This window comes from Photobacterium toruni, from assembly GCF_024529955.1.
In the GTDB taxonomy this organism is placed as follows: Bacteria; Pseudomonadota; Gammaproteobacteria; order Enterobacterales; family Vibrionaceae; genus Photobacterium; species Photobacterium toruni.
Map to the genome: position 1 here is coordinate 2,087,809 of NZ_AP024854.1, position 16,992 is coordinate 2,104,800.

Annotated in this window: 13 protein-coding genes; 5 read left to right on the forward strand and 8 right to left on the reverse strand. The window is 38.8% G+C overall.

The features are described from left to right. The first annotated feature begins 342 nt into the window (after positions 1 to 342). The 4 genes from dinG to rsmS all read left to right on the forward strand — a co-directional run bounded on the left by dinG (position 343) and on the right by rsmS (position 4,047). Positions 343 to 2,427, forward strand: a complete 2,085-nt coding sequence (dinG, locus tag OC457_RS09870) for an ATP-dependent DNA helicase DinG (protein WP_080173324.1) — start codon at positions 343 to 345, stop codon at positions 2,425 to 2,427. Positions 2,428 to 2,456: 29 nt separating this feature from the next. Then, positions 2,457 to 3,230 (forward strand): sulfite exporter TauE/SafE family protein, encoded by a 774-nt coding sequence (locus OC457_RS09875; RefSeq protein ID WP_080172999.1) that lies wholly within the window; start codon positions 2,457 to 2,459, stop codon positions 3,228 to 3,230. Between the two features lie 23 nt (positions 3,231 to 3,253). Beyond that, the gene (priC, locus tag OC457_RS09880) at positions 3,254 to 3,805 is read left to right on the forward strand and encodes a primosomal replication protein PriC (protein ID WP_080172998.1); all 552 of its coding nucleotides are present in this window, start codon (positions 3,254 to 3,256) and stop codon (positions 3,803 to 3,805) included. Between the two features lie 71 nt (positions 3,806 to 3,876). After that, positions 3,877 to 4,047: a pleiotropic regulatory protein RsmS gene (gene rsmS, locus OC457_RS09885; protein WP_080172997.1), complete on the forward strand. Its 171-nt coding sequence runs from the start codon at positions 3,877 to 3,879 to the stop codon at positions 4,045 to 4,047. A gap of 72 nt (positions 4,048 to 4,119) precedes the next feature. Here the strand turns inward: rsmS and OC457_RS09890 are convergent, their stop codons facing one another. The 6 genes from OC457_RS09890 to cobA form a co-directional block, all read right to left on the reverse strand. Beyond that, positions 4,120 to 4,614, reverse strand: coding sequence for a hypothetical protein (locus OC457_RS09890; protein ID WP_080172996.1), 495 nt, complete (start codon positions 4,612 to 4,614; stop codon positions 4,120 to 4,122). 742 nt (positions 4,615 to 5,356) lie between these two features. Next, on the reverse strand, positions 5,357 to 7,108 hold the full coding sequence (locus OC457_RS09895; RefSeq protein ID WP_159447833.1) for a protein kinase domain-containing protein: 1,752 nt from the start codon (positions 7,106 to 7,108) through the stop codon (positions 5,357 to 5,359). Positions 7,109 to 7,158: 50 nt separating this feature from the next. Next, positions 7,159 to 8,628 (reverse strand): NarK family nitrate/nitrite MFS transporter, encoded by a 1,470-nt coding sequence (locus OC457_RS09900; protein ID WP_080172994.1) that lies wholly within the window; start codon positions 8,626 to 8,628, stop codon positions 7,159 to 7,161. 12 nt (positions 8,629 to 8,640) lie between these two features. Continuing rightward, positions 8,641 to 8,985: a nitrite reductase small subunit NirD gene (gene nirD / locus OC457_RS09905; RefSeq protein ID WP_080173323.1), complete on the reverse strand. Its 345-nt coding sequence runs from the start codon at positions 8,983 to 8,985 to the stop codon at positions 8,641 to 8,643. Between the two features lie 6 nt (positions 8,986 to 8,991). Further along, positions 8,992 to 11,538: a nitrite reductase large subunit NirB gene (gene nirB / locus OC457_RS09910; RefSeq protein ID WP_080172993.1), complete on the reverse strand. Its 2,547-nt coding sequence runs from the start codon at positions 11,536 to 11,538 to the stop codon at positions 8,992 to 8,994. A gap of 14 nt (positions 11,539 to 11,552) precedes the next feature. After that, a complete protein-coding gene (gene cobA, locus OC457_RS09915; protein WP_080172992.1) occupies positions 11,553 to 12,428 on the reverse strand; it encodes a uroporphyrinogen-III C-methyltransferase in 876 nt (291 codons plus the stop codon). A gap of 423 nt (positions 12,429 to 12,851) precedes the next feature. Between cobA and OC457_RS09920 the strand changes: the two genes are divergently transcribed. Beyond that, positions 12,852 to 15,506, forward strand: coding sequence for a nitrate reductase (locus OC457_RS09920; RefSeq protein ID WP_080172991.1), 2,655 nt, complete (start codon positions 12,852 to 12,854; stop codon positions 15,504 to 15,506). A gap of 155 nt (positions 15,507 to 15,661) precedes the next feature. Here the strand turns inward: OC457_RS09920 and OC457_RS09925 are convergent, their stop codons facing one another. Next, positions 15,662 to 16,285, reverse strand: coding sequence for a MarC family protein (locus OC457_RS09925; RefSeq protein WP_080172990.1), 624 nt, complete (start codon positions 16,283 to 16,285; stop codon positions 15,662 to 15,664). 176 nt (positions 16,286 to 16,461) lie between these two features. Beyond that, positions 16,462 to 16,935 carry a hypothetical protein gene (locus tag OC457_RS09930; RefSeq protein WP_080172989.1) on the reverse strand — a complete coding sequence of 158 codons (474 nt, stop codon included), beginning with the start codon at positions 16,933 to 16,935 and terminating at the stop codon, positions 16,462 to 16,464. Positions 16,936 to 16,992: the final 57 nt, after the last annotated feature.

Consider the following 16,992-nt stretch of genomic DNA (forward strand, 5'->3'; position numbering starts at 1 on the left):
CATATCACAAAAACAAACAGTTAAGATTATAGCTTGAGATATTTATCACAAAAAAATAAGTAAAAAAATGCAATTAACATTAAATTAATAACTATGAACAACGCTTAATTACATAACTAATCCACCTTTAATAATGAAATAAACAGCATAAAAAACTATTAAGCCACTTAGTATGCAGTGTTTAAATTTGCAAGAAGACAAGCCATATTTTGCAAATGTAACAGGAATAAAAAACCGTGAGCGATCCCTCACTTTAAAATATAAATAGCCTGAATTTTGTTACCGCTCACATTTAACGCTTCATGCTATAATGCATTTCCCGGTCCTGATGAAGTTTCAACCATGCTGCACAACACCATAAAAAGCGATATCAAACAGTGTTACACCAACCTTGGTCATCAACTTGATAACTTTATTCCTCGTCGCGCACAAAACTATTTAGTCGCAGAAATAGCCAAGACGCTCGCGGGTGAATACCACAAAAAAAATCGCGTTCTGGTTGCTGAAGCTGGAACGGGGATCGGTAAATCTCTTGCCTATTTAATTGGAGGGATCCCTTTTGCCTTATTCAATAATAAAAAGCTGCTGATCTCTACCGCAACAGTGGCACTTCAAGAGCAATTAATTACCAAAGATCTACCGCTGTTCAATCAAATTTTTCCGCGTGAATTTAGCTTTATTTTGGCTAAAGGGCGTCAACGGTACTGTTGTAACCATAAATTAGAAGCCAGTTGTTCAACCGATAGCGAATTACAACTGGGCATGTGGGAAGAAAAGCCAAGAAAATCCGATCTTGATTTACTCAAGCGGATGCTAAAAGCTACCGAACAAAATAAATGGGATGGTGATCGCGATAGCTGGCCAACAACTATTCCTGATAAAGTGTGGCAACAAATTATGGCAGACAAACACAGTTGCCATGCGGGTATGCCTAAACATCGTAGTTGCCCCTTTGCTAAGGCGCGTGAACATCTCGATAAAGCAGATGTTATTGTTGCTAACCATGCATTGCTAATGGCAGACATTGAATTAGGTGGCGGTGTCATTCTGCCAGAGCCAGAACAAACTATTTATGTGATTGATGAAGCTCACCATTTACCTCAAGTTGCTCGTGATTTTTCATCGGCTGCTTCAAGTTTAAAAGGGGCTGCTACATGGCTTGAAAAGCTTAATCAAATTGTGGCTAAATTTGCAGAATTAGCGGACTATCAAAAAGCCAATCGATTCCAAAACGCGATTCAAGATAGCATTCAACACTTAGTTCCAACCTTAAACCAAATTGCCAACAATATTGATTCAAGCAAATTTAATAAAGACGGCGTTTATCGTTTTGAACATGGTGAATTACCCCAATGGCTTGAAGAAGAAGCAAAAGGTTGTAAAGAAGCCAGTAAAAAAGCACTACAATCACTGGGTAAAATTCAAGATCTTATCGCCGAACGTACCAAGGAAAATATCATTATTCCACGTTTAGGTGAGCAAGCACTTACTGAAATTGGTTTTTACTTACAACGCCTTGAAAATTTGGAGAAAGTTTGGGCATTAATGGCACAGCCAAACCATAAAAAAGGCGCACCACTGGCACGTTGGATAGAAAAAAGCCCTGAACGTGAGAATGATTACATTATTGAAGTATCACCATTAGAAGTTGGCTATCGACTTGATCAACTTCTATGGAGCCGCGCAGCTGGTGCGATTTTAGTGTCTGCAACATTACGAGCATTAAATCAATTTAGCTTCTTTTGTCGTCAAGCGGGGATCTCTGATGCAGAAACAGAAGGTACACGTTTTCTTGCATTAGCATCGCCGTTTGATTATCAAAACAATGCTCGGTTAGTTATTCCAGCGTTAAAATTAGAGCCACAAGCAGAACAATTTACCGACCTATTAATTGAAGTATTACCTGAATATCTCGAAGGTGAAACCGCCAGTTTAGTGTTATTTTCATCTTACTGGCAAATGAATAAAGTTGCAGAAGCTCTGCGTCCATTAGCCAAGAAAAATAAATGGCAATTGCTGGTTCAGGGTGAAGAATCGCGTAATGAAACCCTAAAAAAACATAAAGAAAATTGTAAAAAAGGTGTACCTAGTATTTTATTTGGTACCGGAAGTTTTTCAGAAGGACTTGATTTACCTGGCGATTTATTAAAAAACCTAATTATTACAAAAATTCCATTTGCAGTACCCACCTCTCCTGTGGAAGAAGCACATGCAGAATACATTGAAAGTAAAGGCGGTAACCCTTTCTTACAAATTTCAGTTCCAGAAGCCAGTAAAAAACTGATTCAATCAGTAGGTCGTTTGCTGCGTAAAGAACTCGACTCTGGTAGAGTGGTTATTTTAGATCGTCGTATTATTAATCGTCGTTATGGCAAGGCACTACTTGATTCTCTGCCACCATTTAAACGCGTTATTGAATACAGCTAATCATTTTAACCATAATACAAAGCATTTAAATGATTGATATGATTGAACCAAGTACATTATTAATACTTGGTATTGTTGCATTAGCCGCTGGCTTTATTGATGCCGTAGCCGGTGGAGGTGGAATGTTAACGGTTCCTGCGTTGCTTTCTCTTGGCCTTCCACCGCATATTGCACTTGGCACCAATAAGCTGGCAGCAAGTTTTGCTTCTTCAACGGCAGCATGGACATATTACAAGAAACAGTTATTTAATCCGCAATTTTGGAAAGCGTCTTTTATTGCGACTTTCATTGGTGCAATTATTGGCACGCTAACGGTAAACCTCATCAGTGGTGTATGGTTGGAAAAAACACTGCCTTTAGTGATTTTTGCCGTTGCGATTTATAGTTTATGGCATCCGCACCCTAATCCAGATCAAACTCAATTACCTGAAGTAACAGCAATGTTTAAACGTAAACAATGGCTGCAAGGTTGTGGTTTAGGATTTTATGATGGACTAGCAGGCCCTGGAACTGGCGCATTTTGGACGGTTTCAAGTTTGGTTTTATATCGATTAGATATGCTACGGGCTTGTGGTCTAGCAAAAGCCATGAACTTTACCAGTAATATTACTTCACTTATTACATTCATTATTTTAGGTCATGTAAATATTGCACTAGGTTTAATTATGGGGCTGTGTTTAATGATTGGTGCCTATTTAGGCGCACACTCTGCGATTCATTTTGGTGCTAAATTTATTCGACCTGTTTTTATTACGGTAGTGTTTATTCTTGCGGCTAAATTAGCGTGGCAAGCTTGGTTTTAACCATTCCGTTTATAGGTATAACTATGATTGATCTTTCTCGATTACAAACACTTATTGAACAACTACAACATCAAGCAGCAGAAGCAGATCGCTTACGTGGTGAAGCACCCCGTCCCTTATTTGATCAACAGTTATTTCGTCATCGTAGTAAGTTACTCGCGCCTTGCGTAACTGAAATAGCCCAAGAGCTAACTACGCTACAAAAAGAGCAACAAGCGGGTCGATTATTACCCGAACGTACTCAGCACTTATGTGAGAAACTAATTGCTCAAATCAATGCCATTCAACGTGAACTAGCCACTCAAAATATCCGTAAAAATGAGCCCCAGCAAGCGGTTAAATGGCAACGTTCAATCAATGATATGTACCAAGATCTTGCGAAGCATAAAGATTGGGAACGCCGATTAAAATTAATGTTACGGGATAAAGAGTTACTGGTTAATCGTTGCGGCTCTCAATTTGAACAACAACAGGCTCAAAAAGAAGTCCTAGCTCTTGAAGGGCGTATCAGTCGTTGCCAAGCAGCATTAGTAACACTTGAAAATGAGATTAATCGCCGCGAAAGAAAAGGCTAATCTCATTAATAATACAATCATACTGATAGCATGATAAATAGTTATATATACCTAATAAAAGAGATTCATAAATGAGTAATGCACCAACCACATCATTAGAAAATGCCCCTGCTGATATTAAACTCGCTGTTGATTTAATCTGCCTATTAGAAGACAACGACATTGCACCTCAAACAGTATTATCTGCATTAGATATTGTTCGACATGATTTTGAAAAGAAACTCCAATCACAACCGTTATAATCATAAATAATGGGTATAAAAAAAGGCTGAATAAATCAGCCCTTTATAATATCTATTTATCTTAAATATAAATTAGTTAATACCTGCACGCTTTAACAAACCAGCCATCAATGCTGAACTTGATTTCACTTGCTTTGATTTGTTTTTTAAATCTTTAGCAAGCGCAGTATCGTTAACATCATTAGCAATGAAGATCATTGATTGGTACATATCACGTGGCGTTTTAATACGCTCTTTATCGTTCAATGGCTTAAGCAATGTCACTACATCTGAGCCTTTCTTTTTATTTTCAGTTGTGTAACGTAAAATAGAATCTAATAAACGATCCATATCAACCATGAATTCAGAGTTTTCAGTACCCTGTTTTTTCATTTCTTTAAGGTTTTTCTTACGAACCTGATTAATAACAAATGCTGGTTGATTTATTTTACGATAAGCGAAGATACCCGCAAGCACCAATAACGCTACACTACCCGCTGCAACATAACCCCAGATAGAACCTGAAGATTCAGCGACAGGTTGAGCAACAGCGGCAATATTTGCAACAGACTCTGGAACATCAGACATATTTGTAACCTTTTACTTTAAGAATTCGGAATGCGATGAGACCTTACCACCTACTCGATAAACTGCTATATGTTTTATCAAAAATTAGTTCAAATAGGAGACAGAGCTCAAATGTACGCTCATTTTGCCGTTTTCAACAACAAAAATAAAGCACTGCTAGATTGATTTTCAACCAACAGATTGTAACTATTTGTCTAGCAATATAAAAACGTTAATTTTCATCGCAGTCTATTTTATTACTAACTACAAAACCGCTACCTAAACCACACATTAAGGTTTTACTTAGCCAAGGCTAATCATTACCACTAAACCGACTCACTCTTTATATATTTACGCTTAAAGTTTAGTCGTTTTTTCATACAATGATAGTATTATCATTTGCTGATTAGCGTCTAGATATTGTTTAGCGCTATCAGTATAACTATAACGCGCATTAAGTAGCATAAGCATCGGTAACATGAAATTTAACACATTGATTCCTCAGCCCCTGACCGACACCATCAGCTAATCAAATCGATCATAACGTCGATGTTGCACAATCTTATTAATTAAGAAAACGCAATCATAATTGATTTTTAATACTGATCAATTTAGGTAATGGAACCACCCTTAGATTGAACATGAGCAAAGATAAACCAGCGCAATGTATCTATGAGAAATACAACTCCCCAAGGCTGATTCTTTATAATACATCATTACACACGAACTTTACGCTGATTTACATTAACTAATACCATATTAACTAAGACGAAAAGAGCAGCAATACTACTACCAACAATAATACGGCGCTGATAAGTTGCCACAATAATAACGGATCACGTTCAATTAATGGTCGTGACAATAACGGGGAGGAAGACGGCGGTGTTTTAAGCCCATTGATGAGCTCTGAAAGAGCTTGATAACGGTATTGCGCATGAGGATGGCACATTTTCTTAACGTTCATCTCTAACCATCGCGGTAAATCTTGTCGATAGGAGGATATCGCAGTGTAATTCATTTTCATTGCAACAGGCGCTTGTGAGTGGGAACTTAAACGTTGATACGGTAGTGATCCCGTCAGCATTTCATAGATCATCACTCCTAATGAAAATTGCTCACTCAATATTGAAGGTTGTCCACCAGCATAACATTCTGGCGCTAAATAATTCAAATCACCCTGAGGATAATAGTCAATCGTTGCAGGCTTTAACTCTTGATAACCATTGACCCACGCACTGCCAAAATCAATGAATGTTACGCTTAAATTTTCACAGACGAGAATATTTTCGGGTTTAATATCCGCATGATAAATCCCTTGGCGCTGCAAAGTGCGTACAATTGTTACAATGTCCGTCACTATCATTCGTACCGTAGCTAATGGTGGGTGAGGGTTATCAATGATCCATTGTCGTAACGTCAGCCCATCAACAAATTCACAGACATGATAAAGAAAGGCAGAATTCATATTATGGTTAAAAATTTTCATCATCCCCGTCAACTGACACTGTTGCCCTAGCCAACCTTCACGCATAAAACAATGTAAGTAACTACTATCGCTAATCATATTTTGAGATGGCATTTTTAATACATACAACTTTTTATCATCATCACTTTGAGCCAAATAAATATAACTACGACACCCAGCATCAAGCACTCGACAAATAACAAATTGATCTATTCGTTGCCCCGCTTTTAATGATTGCGGAATAATTTTCGCCCCCTCTTTGATGAGTGCTTCACTTAGCGCTAATACAGGAAGAACATCAATTTCAACGATCACACAACTGGCATTATCTTGTGATCCGCACAGATGTGCATCAGTCACTAATTGTTGTGCCTGTTGTTCTAAATACTCACGTCTTGATTGCGTTGATAATTGTGGCGACACGGTATTGATACTGAAAGTTTGCTCAATACATTGCACGACATTGATTTCATCATGAATACCATCCGTCGTCATAACGAACTTATCACCAACATCTAGTGGTATTGCCTGATAATCGACGTGTAATTGAGAGTCAGCACCTAAAGCCCGAGTCAGATAATGTTGTCCATCATGATGCCGACGGCGATGATCGTTAGTTAAACAATAACAATGCTGCTCACGCCATAAATATACACGGCAATCTCCAATATGAAAGATATGCGCAGTATTTGATTTAATAATCACAACCGATAATGCAGTCAATGGTGCATCTTGCGGTAAACTCGCTTGCTGCCCATAATGAAACAGCCATAAATTAAGCGTATTAAGCACTAAAGAGGCCGCTTCTTTTACAGATAAGGTGGTTGCCGTTGCTAAATAATCTTCAATAAAATTTATCACGCTCAATTGACTGGCAATATAACTACGATCACTGCAACTGACACCATCAGCAATACATGCAATCACCCCTTTATGCTGTAATTCAACCGTTTTTGATGGCGATAACACTGCAAAAGCATCCTGATTACACTGCTTTTTCCCCGTATCAGAATAACCGCCATAGCGTACAACCAAATTTGATACCGTCATGATATTCCTCATTTAGTTACATCATTAATCCATACTACAAGTTCATACCACTACCCGACATCAATTAAAGTTACGCTACCATCATCATTAATTTCAGCCATTTTTCCTGATGGCTCTTTGAGTGCCAACAACGTTATAAAACCAACAACCGCCGTTAATGCAATAATGATAAAAAAGGTACTGTACTCAACCATCGATAAAACGGTGAGATAGCACACCGCACCAACATTGCCATATGCTCCAGTCATTCCTGCAATTTGGCCTGTCATACGACGTTTAATTAACGGCACTACAGCAAATACAGCACCTTCACTTGCCTGAACAAAGAACGAGCAAATCATCGCCGCTAATATTGCACTCCATAATGGCCACCCCACATTAATATTCGCCATTAACACATACCCCATAGCTAAACCCGCAGTTAAGATCAATAAGGTTGCTTTACGCCCAAATCTATCGGATAACCAGCCACCACCGGGGCGCGAGATTAAATTCATAAATGCATACGAAGAGGCCACTATCCCCGCCATCACGGGTGTTAATGTAAAGATGTCAGCAAAAAATAACGGTAACATTGATACCACCGCTAATTCAGATCCAAAGGTGGTAAAATAAAGCACATTAAGCACCGCAACCTGACGAAAAGAATACCGATGAAGTGTTGGCACTGGTTGCGATAACATCTTACGGTTAACTCGCCACAACTGTTTAATATCAACCAAATAAAGCCCAATTAACCCCACATAAATAACGTAACTTATCTTGGTATCTAATAGTCCAATCGTTGCTGATGAGAGCTTCCATACTAATAACCCCATTGCCGCATACATGGGTAGTTTCATGATGATTAACAACCATAGATCTCCTCGAGAGGTCACTTCCATTGCGCCAATGTGGTGAGATTTATAATATGTCGCTCCTTGCGGAGTATCTGTTACCGTAAAATAAAATAGAGCGGCAAAAATAATGCTTAATCCCCCTGTCACAGCCATGGCATAGCGCCAACCATCCTCACCACCAAACCATAACGCTAATGAAGGTAATGTAAACGCGGCGGCGGCAGAACCAAAATTGCCCCAGCCACCATAAACACCTTCTGCTGTACCAAGTTCATGATGTGGAAACCATTCCGACACCAACCGAATTCCAATAACAAACCCCGCCCCAATGAATCCCAGCGCAAAACGGGCTAACGCGGCTTGCATAAAGGAGGTTGAAAACGCAAACACAAAACAAGGAATAGCGCAGATCGCCAATAACAAACTATATACAATACGAGGGCCATATCGGTCAGTCAGCATTCCAACAACCACTCGCGCAGGAATGGTTAACGCAACATTTAAAATTAATAGCGTTTTGATTTGTTCAGTAGTTAACCCTAATGACGTTTTTACTGCTTGAAGTAAAGGTGCAAAGTTAAACCACACCATAAAAGTAATAAAAAAAGCCAACCAACTTATGTGGAGTATTTTCATTTTGCCGCGGAAAGAGAGCAGATTAAATTGAGTATAAGTCGCCATGATTATTCCCTCTTAACGCATTAAAGAATCGAGCAGTTGCACTTGAACACAGCCATTAATGCGCCTTACAGGATAAGTTGGCACTAACATTTCAGCCGACTCTATACACTGACCACTATCAAGACAAAAATGCTGTTTATAGAGAGGAGAAGCCACCACAACGGTTCCCTTTAATGAACCAATAATGCCACGTGACAATACATTCGCTTTTCCTATTGGATCATAATTATTAATCGCATACAGAGTATTATTATGCCCACATAGAAACAGCGCTATCTGATGCCCGCCCACCAAAGCACAGACACCCATATCAATATGCAAATCGTCTTCATCACAAACAGTAATCCATTGATTAATCATTACTTATTCCTCATCGGTAATATTAACAACAGCAATAGATTCAGCCGCTTGTAACCACATTAGAGGCGTACGTTGTTCACGAACAGTTTTATAAGCTAATCCCAAATCAGGTTGATGACTATTAATAAAATGTTGAAACCGACGCAGCTTTTGCGGTGATTCAAGCGTAGTTTTCCATTCACATTGATAAAGGCTCAGACTTTGTGCCATTTCTTGCTCAAGCTCCGAGGTAATATTGAGTGCATCCTCAATCACTACTTGTCGTAAATATTCGATCCCCCCCTCCAGATTTTCAAGCCATACGGAAGTACGCTGTAACCGGTCTGCGGTACGAATATAAAACATCAATATTCTATCGATATATTGAATCAGAGTGTCATTATCGAGATCGGCAGCAAACAAATCCCCATGGCGAGGGCGCATACCACCATTACCTGCAATATATAAATTCCAGCCTTTTTCAGTTGCAATTACACCAATATCTTTTGACTGCGCCTCAGCACATTCACGAGTACAACCAGAAACAGCAAATTTGAGTTTATGAGGGGAACGCAAGCCTTTGTAACGATTTTCAAGAACAATCGCAAATGCCATACTGTCAGCCATTCCATAACGACACCACATCGAGCCCACACATGATTTTACAGTACGAACGGATTTACCATACGCATGCCCGGTCTCAAATCCCGCATCAACAAGTAAACGCCAGATCTGAGGTAACTGATGCAATTGCGCGCCAAATAAATCAATCCGTTGCCCACCCGTAATTTTGGTATAGAGCTTAAATTGTTGTGCTACTTGCCCTAAGATAATCAGTTTTTCAGGGGTGATCTCTCCGGCTGGAATACGAGGTACCACTGAATACGTACCGTCTTTTTGCATATTACCGAGATAAACATCATTCGTGTCTTGTAAGCCAATATGTTGTGGTTCAAGAATATAGTCATTCCAAAATGATGTGAGGATTGAACTAATGGTAGGCTTACAAATATCACACCCTAGTCCTGAGCCGTATTCAGTTAATAATGCACTAAAGGTTTTGACCTTCTTAACACGAATAATATCGGCTAATTGTTGGCGACTATAACTAAAATGTTCACATAGAGAATGATTGATCTCATGTCCTTTTGCTACTAATGCTACTTCCATGATTTGTTTTGCAAAAGAAGCACACCCGCCACATCCCGTACTGGCTTTAGTCATTGTTTTAAGCTGTGTCATATCAACACACCCCTCAGCAACGGCTTGGCAAATCTGTCCCTTATTAACATCAAAACATGAACACACTTGCGCGGTGTCACTCAAGCTATCTTCTGTTGCTGGTGTTATCGCAGCTAAGGCTTGAGGCATTAATAATAGCGATGGTGGACTAGGTAATGGTGATTGATTCAGTGTGAGTTGCAATAGTTGAGAATATTGCTCAACATTGCCAACTAACACTGCCCCAAGTAATTTATCACCTTGCTCTGAAACAATAATCCGTTGATAACTTTGCTCAGCATCATTGGATAAAGTGAACACTTGCGCAGCATCAATCGTAGTATGAACATCACCAATACTGCCGACATCTACCCCTAAAAGCTTTAACTTAGTACTCATATCGGCACCAGTAAACACCGCATCAATACCACAGACTATCGATGCTGCAACTCGTGCCATTTTATAACCCGGTGCCACTAAACCAAAAATACGATTATTCCATAGTGCGCACTCACCAATAGCGTAAATATCACGGTCACTGGTTTGACAATGATCGTTAACCACGATTCCACCACGCTCACCAATAGCTAAACCGGCTTGTTTCGCTAAGGCATCTTGAGGACGAATGCCAGCAGAAAATACCACCATATCCGCTTCTAATTCTGTGCCATCAGCAAAAATTAATTTATAGCGACACTGATCACCCGCTACAATTTTTTCAGTGGCTTTGCTAGTATGAATATTGACCCCTAAGGCTGTTATTTTTTGACGTAATAGCTCACCACCGCCCTCATCAAGTTGAACCGCCATTAACTGAGAGGCAAACTCAACCACATGGGTTTCTAACGCCATATTTTGCAATGCATTTGCAGCTTCAAGTCCAAGTAATCCACCACCAATCACAACCCCAACTTGGCTTTTTTTACCTGATGCCGCGATGGCTTTTAAATCATTAATGGTTCGATAAACATGACAATGTTCAGCATCATTACCCTCAATAGGAGGCACAAAAGGATATGATCCAGTAGCTAAAATCAAACGATCATAAGCAACCTCTTCACCGCCATCAGTTACAATAGTTTTATGTACACGATCAATATTTACCACCCGTTGATTAATGTGATAACTAACTCCCGCCTGTTGGTAATCACACTCATGAGCAAGGGTTAAATCGCTCGCCGTTTTCCCGTTAAAATAATTGCTTAATTGAACACGATCATAGGCTAAACGATCTTCTTCTGAAAATGTGATTAACGCTATGTTTTGCTCATTATCTTGCGCTAAAACTTGTTCAATAAAATGATGTCCAACCATGCCATTACCAATAATAACTATCCGTGTTCTGCTCATTTTGATCTCCTTATCTATGCCCATTCTTGAGGTTTATTGTATGAGGTTAAACTTTCTATTTTTAATGAAGGCCAAGCTAAGCTCTCACTTAACTTCACCACCTCACCAATAATAATTAACGCTGGCGATACAATGTGTTGCTGTCTAACCCGTTGAGGGAGTGTTGCCAACGTAGCGTTAATAACACGTTGCTCATCGGTGCAGCCTCTTTCAATAATTGCCGCTGGTGTTGTTGCGATTAATCCTGCATTAGTCAATTGTTGACAAATTAAATCAACTTTAGATAACCCCATATAAAACACTAAGGTATGGTTAAGATCTACCAAAGCTTGCCATGCAATAACCGTCTCTTTTTCAGTATGGACGGTGACAAAAGTACACCCCTGAGACACGCCACGATGAGTTAATGGAATGCCAGCATAAGCACTACAACCACTCGCAGCGGTAATCCCTGGCACTAAATCAACCTTAATGCCATGCTGACGCAAAAACTGAATTTCTTCACCGCCGCGACCAAAGATAAACGCATCACCACCTTTTAAACGGCACACTTGCTTTCCTTGTTGTGCTAAATGCACTAACAACTGATTAATCGCCATTTGAGGCAAGCTTTGCTGCCCCTTTTCTTTACCGACAAAAATGGTTTGGCAGCCAGATCGTACTAACGCCATAATTGCATCACTGACTAAGCGGTCATAAACTACAACATCAGCACTCTCTAATGTTTTTAATGCTTTCAAGGTCAACAAGTCGGGATCACCAGGACCCGCTCCGACTAATGTCACTCTACCTTGGTTATTATTAGCATCGACGGTTTGTGTTATCTGACACCATCGAGTATTAATGTCATCAGTAAGAGAAGAATATTGTTGTGACTTCAATGACTTCATGGTTCACCTCGATATTATATGGATGAAGATTGACTTATTTGGATTTATATTTATGTCTTATTTACTAAAGCAAACTTAATGCCAGCCACTAATTAACCATATATTTATCCTTGCCAATTCGTTGAATTTAAATAAATTAAAAATAAAACCGACAAATAGACCACTTACAATAAAAACATTAAAACCAATAATAAGCACCTTTATAGTGCATTGTTTATTATCGTTGCACCAAAATAATTAAATCTTGGTATTGTTAATTAATAAATAATTATAAATAAAGTACGCAAACAAACCTAACCCATTAATAAAAAACAAATAATTATCAAAAGTAGACAAAAGAATAACGCAACTACAGCTCTGGTATATATATTGCTAATTATTAATACAGTTTAAATCTTATTATTTATAAAGGAGAAACAACCAATGGATAATAAAAAAACATCATGGGTAAAATCAACCTGTGCTTATTGTGGTGTTGGTTGTGGTATAGAAGCAAGAATAAACAATAAAGGTCAACTTGATATAAGAGGTGATTCACACCATCCAGCTAATAAAGGACGGTTATGTTCAAAAGCATTAAATTTAGTAGAAACACTGGTTAGCGATAATAAAATGTTAACTCCTCAAATATTACATCAACCCGTAAGTTGGAATGAAGCATTAAATCAAACCGCTTTGCAGTTACAAGAAACAATTACAAAATATGGTACTGATGCGGTCGCTTTTTATGTATCAGGGCAATTACTCACAGAAGATTATTATGTCATTAATAAATTAGCAAAAGGCTTCATTGGAACAGCAAATATTGATACCAATTCACGCTTATGTATGTCATCAGCAGTTGCAGGTCATCAACGGGCTTTTGGTGAAGATTGTGTTGCAGGCTGTTATGATGATTTAGACGCTGCAGCAGTGGTAATACTAACCGGTTCCAACCTTGCTTGGTGCCACCCAGTCCTTTTTCAACGCTTAAAACTAGCACAAAAAAAACATCACACTAAAATCGTGGTCATCGATCCCCGTCATACTGCAAGCTGCGATATTGCAGACTTACACCTTGCGATTACACCTGACAGTGATGTGGCATTATTTACGGGTTTATTAAATTATTTAAACAATAATAACGGTTTTGATCATGATTATATTAATGCTCATACTCATAATATTCAGTCTGCTTTAGTAACCGCAATAGCTTTAGAACAAACGGCTGACATCAGTCAATTAACAGGCATTAGCAAACAACAACTCAATGAATTTTATCAACTCTTTACTGATAATCCACGTACTGTCACCGTCTATTCTCAAGGTGTGAATCAATCGCTATCAGGTACAGATAAAGTCAATGCTATCATTAACTGTCATTTAGCTACTGGACGTATAGGAAAACCGGGAGCAACCCCTTTTTCTATTACCGGCCAACCTAATGCAATGGGGGGACGAGAAGTTGGAGGATTAGCAACAACCTTGGCGGCTCACCTTGATTTTCAGCATCCAGAACATTGGCAACTATTGCGTGATTTTTGGCAAACAGATAACCTTGTCACCCACCCCGGTTTAAAAGCCGTAGATATGTTTGATGCAGTTGCCCAAGGGAAAATAAAAGCTATTTGGATCATCGCGACCAACCCTGCAGCCAGCTTACCCAATAGCCATAAAGTTCATCAAGCGTTAGCGCAATGTCCATGTGTTATCGTGTCAGATTGTGTCGATAATAATGATACTTTACGCCATGCAACGATTAAGCTCCCGGCTCAAGGTTGGAGTGAAAAATCAGGCACAGTTACCAATTCAGAACGTTGCATTTCTCGTCAACGTCGCTTAATACCAACTCAAGGTGAAGCTAAACCTGATTGGTGGATTATCACTCAAGTAGCTCAACGAATGGGATTTAAAGAAAGTTTTCATTACATCAATGAAGCTGAAATATTTGCTGAGCATGTCGCTTTAACAGCCCAAAATAATCACCCACACCAAACGCCACGTTTGCTTAATTTAAGTGGGTTAAGTGAGCTTACTGCACACGAATACGATACTTTATTACCGCAGCAATGGCCGTTAAATAGTGATGGTCTACACCAGCCACGCTTATTCAGTGATGGCATTTTCCCCACTCAAGATGGTCGCGCTCGTTTTGTTGAAACAGACTATAAGCCACTGATTAAAAATATATCAACTACATATCCATTACTATTAAATACAGGTCGAGTGCGTGATCAATGGCACACCATGACACGGACGGGGCTTTCGGCCACCCTTGCTCATCACACCCAAGAACCACTGATCGCAATTCATCCCTCAAATGCTAAACAATATCAGATCAAGAATAACCATCTTGTCAATGTAAAGAGTCAACATGGCCATGCTATTTTTCGAGCACATATAAGTAATGATGTTCAGCCTAACAATGCGTTTATTCCGATTCACTGGACACAGCAAACATCATCATCAGGCAGTGTATGTTCATTAATTGGAGAGCAACAAGATCCTATTTCAGGGCAACCGCAGTATAAAGCGACCCCAATTAAATTAACGCCAATTCCTTTCACCACTGAAGCTATTTTAACCACTACCACAGCACTGACATTGGCAAACTTACCGCCACAAACTACACTTTATTGGGTATCTAAAAAAGTCACAGCAGGCTATCAATATCATATTAATTCAGCCTTAAACCTCAACGCATTAGAACAAATATTAGTTCATTATTTTATGCCAACATCTGCGATCCATTTAAGAGCAATTGGCGCTCAACATCGTCGAATCATCATGCTTAACAATAACCGATGTGTCCGTTCACTACTGATTCAAGAAAATGACAATAAACCAATGATTAACCCACCAGTGAATATTCTTACCTGTAGCAGTGATGAATTAGCATTACATCAATTTCTCAATTGCAAAGATAATATTACAGCACCTAAAATTATTTGTGCTTGTAAGCAAATAACCAAACAACAATTAGTGTCAACTATCACTGAAAAACACATACAAAATGTAGAAGCATTAAGTCAAGCCACAACCGCAGGTACAGGCTGTGGTGGTTGCTGGGCTGAATTAGAAGCATTACTCAACCAATAGTAGATCACGACTATTGAAGATATATTCAATACGCTGATTAAATGTGGTGCAAAATCACCACCGATACTAGAGAGATTATTAACCTTGGCTGAGTCTCGGTGGTAATTAGATAATTTAAAAACGATACTATTTATATTCGAAAGAATAGACGTAAACTAAATATAAAAATCTTTAATCCCTTGTAATAAATTATTCACTGCAACCGCCGCTAATATCAACCCCATCACACGGCTAATAATCGCAGCACCAATATTTCCAATCCATTTTTGAATCGTCGTAGCACTCAGGAGTAATAACAAGCTCACAAACAATATCGCCAGCATTACTCCTGCCGTTATTGCTTGATCAATCACAGAGTAACGGTGATTATCCGTTAGCATCACTACAGCCATCATCGCACCAGGAGAAGCAATAGATGGAATAGCTAAAGGATAAACGGCGAGATCAGCAAGTTCTGAACGGCTCACATCTTGGGTTAATTTTTGTTCTTGCTCAGGCTTACTTTCACCAAAAATCATGGTTAACGCAAACAGTAGTAACACTAAACCACCAGCAGCCTGAAATGCAGGTAATGGAATTTGCATTGCTTCGAGCAATAATTGCCCCGCAACTAAGAAAAAGATTAATACGCCACTTGCAATAGCAACAGCTTTTAATGCAACTTTACGCCGCTGCTTTGGTGTCAAATGTTGAGTCTGTGATAAATAAACAGGAACCGATCCAATCGGATCAATCACAGCCCAAAGTACAACAAACTGAGTAATTATAATACCAAGCAAAAATCACCTCTCCAATAATGACTAATAATTCCATTTACTAATAAGCTGTTATCTTATTCAGCTAAAGGTTTACGTGTTGGTTGTAACCGTAGCCTGACAATATTGAAATGTATATTATAATTTTAATTTGTTGATATTCTATTGAAAAATATCAACAAAAAGATAATAACTCGATTTTATAATGCCTCGATTGCTGTCGTAAATCCATTTGCAGATAGATTAAATCCAGCAATATCAACATATTCTTTCTTTTGAAAAAACGTTAATACTTTATCCATATTATCGGCATTATTACCCGCATAAGCATGTGCAGTGCAATTATGCGTCGTAGGATCATAACGGGTATTTACTCGTAGTACTATTTCATCAGCAACATTCAAATTACTAAATACGGGAACATATAACCAATTTTGACATGCCGTTGCTTGTGTTTCCATATGATCAAAAAAATCAATACTTGATAAACGTTGACCACGATTAGTGAAATGAAAAATATACGTCTGATTACCAAAATCGGTTTTGGTCATGATTTCATTTTGAGCAGGAAGAGCTTGATAACTATTATGTTGAGTTGTACCAGCAAAGGCTGTTGGTGCGGCTAAACATAATGAAAGTAAAAATGAAGAAAGAACGGTGTTTCGGTTAAGCACTACGATGCACTCCAATGGCTAAAATCGCTAACAGCCATCCAATATGACTATTAGCGA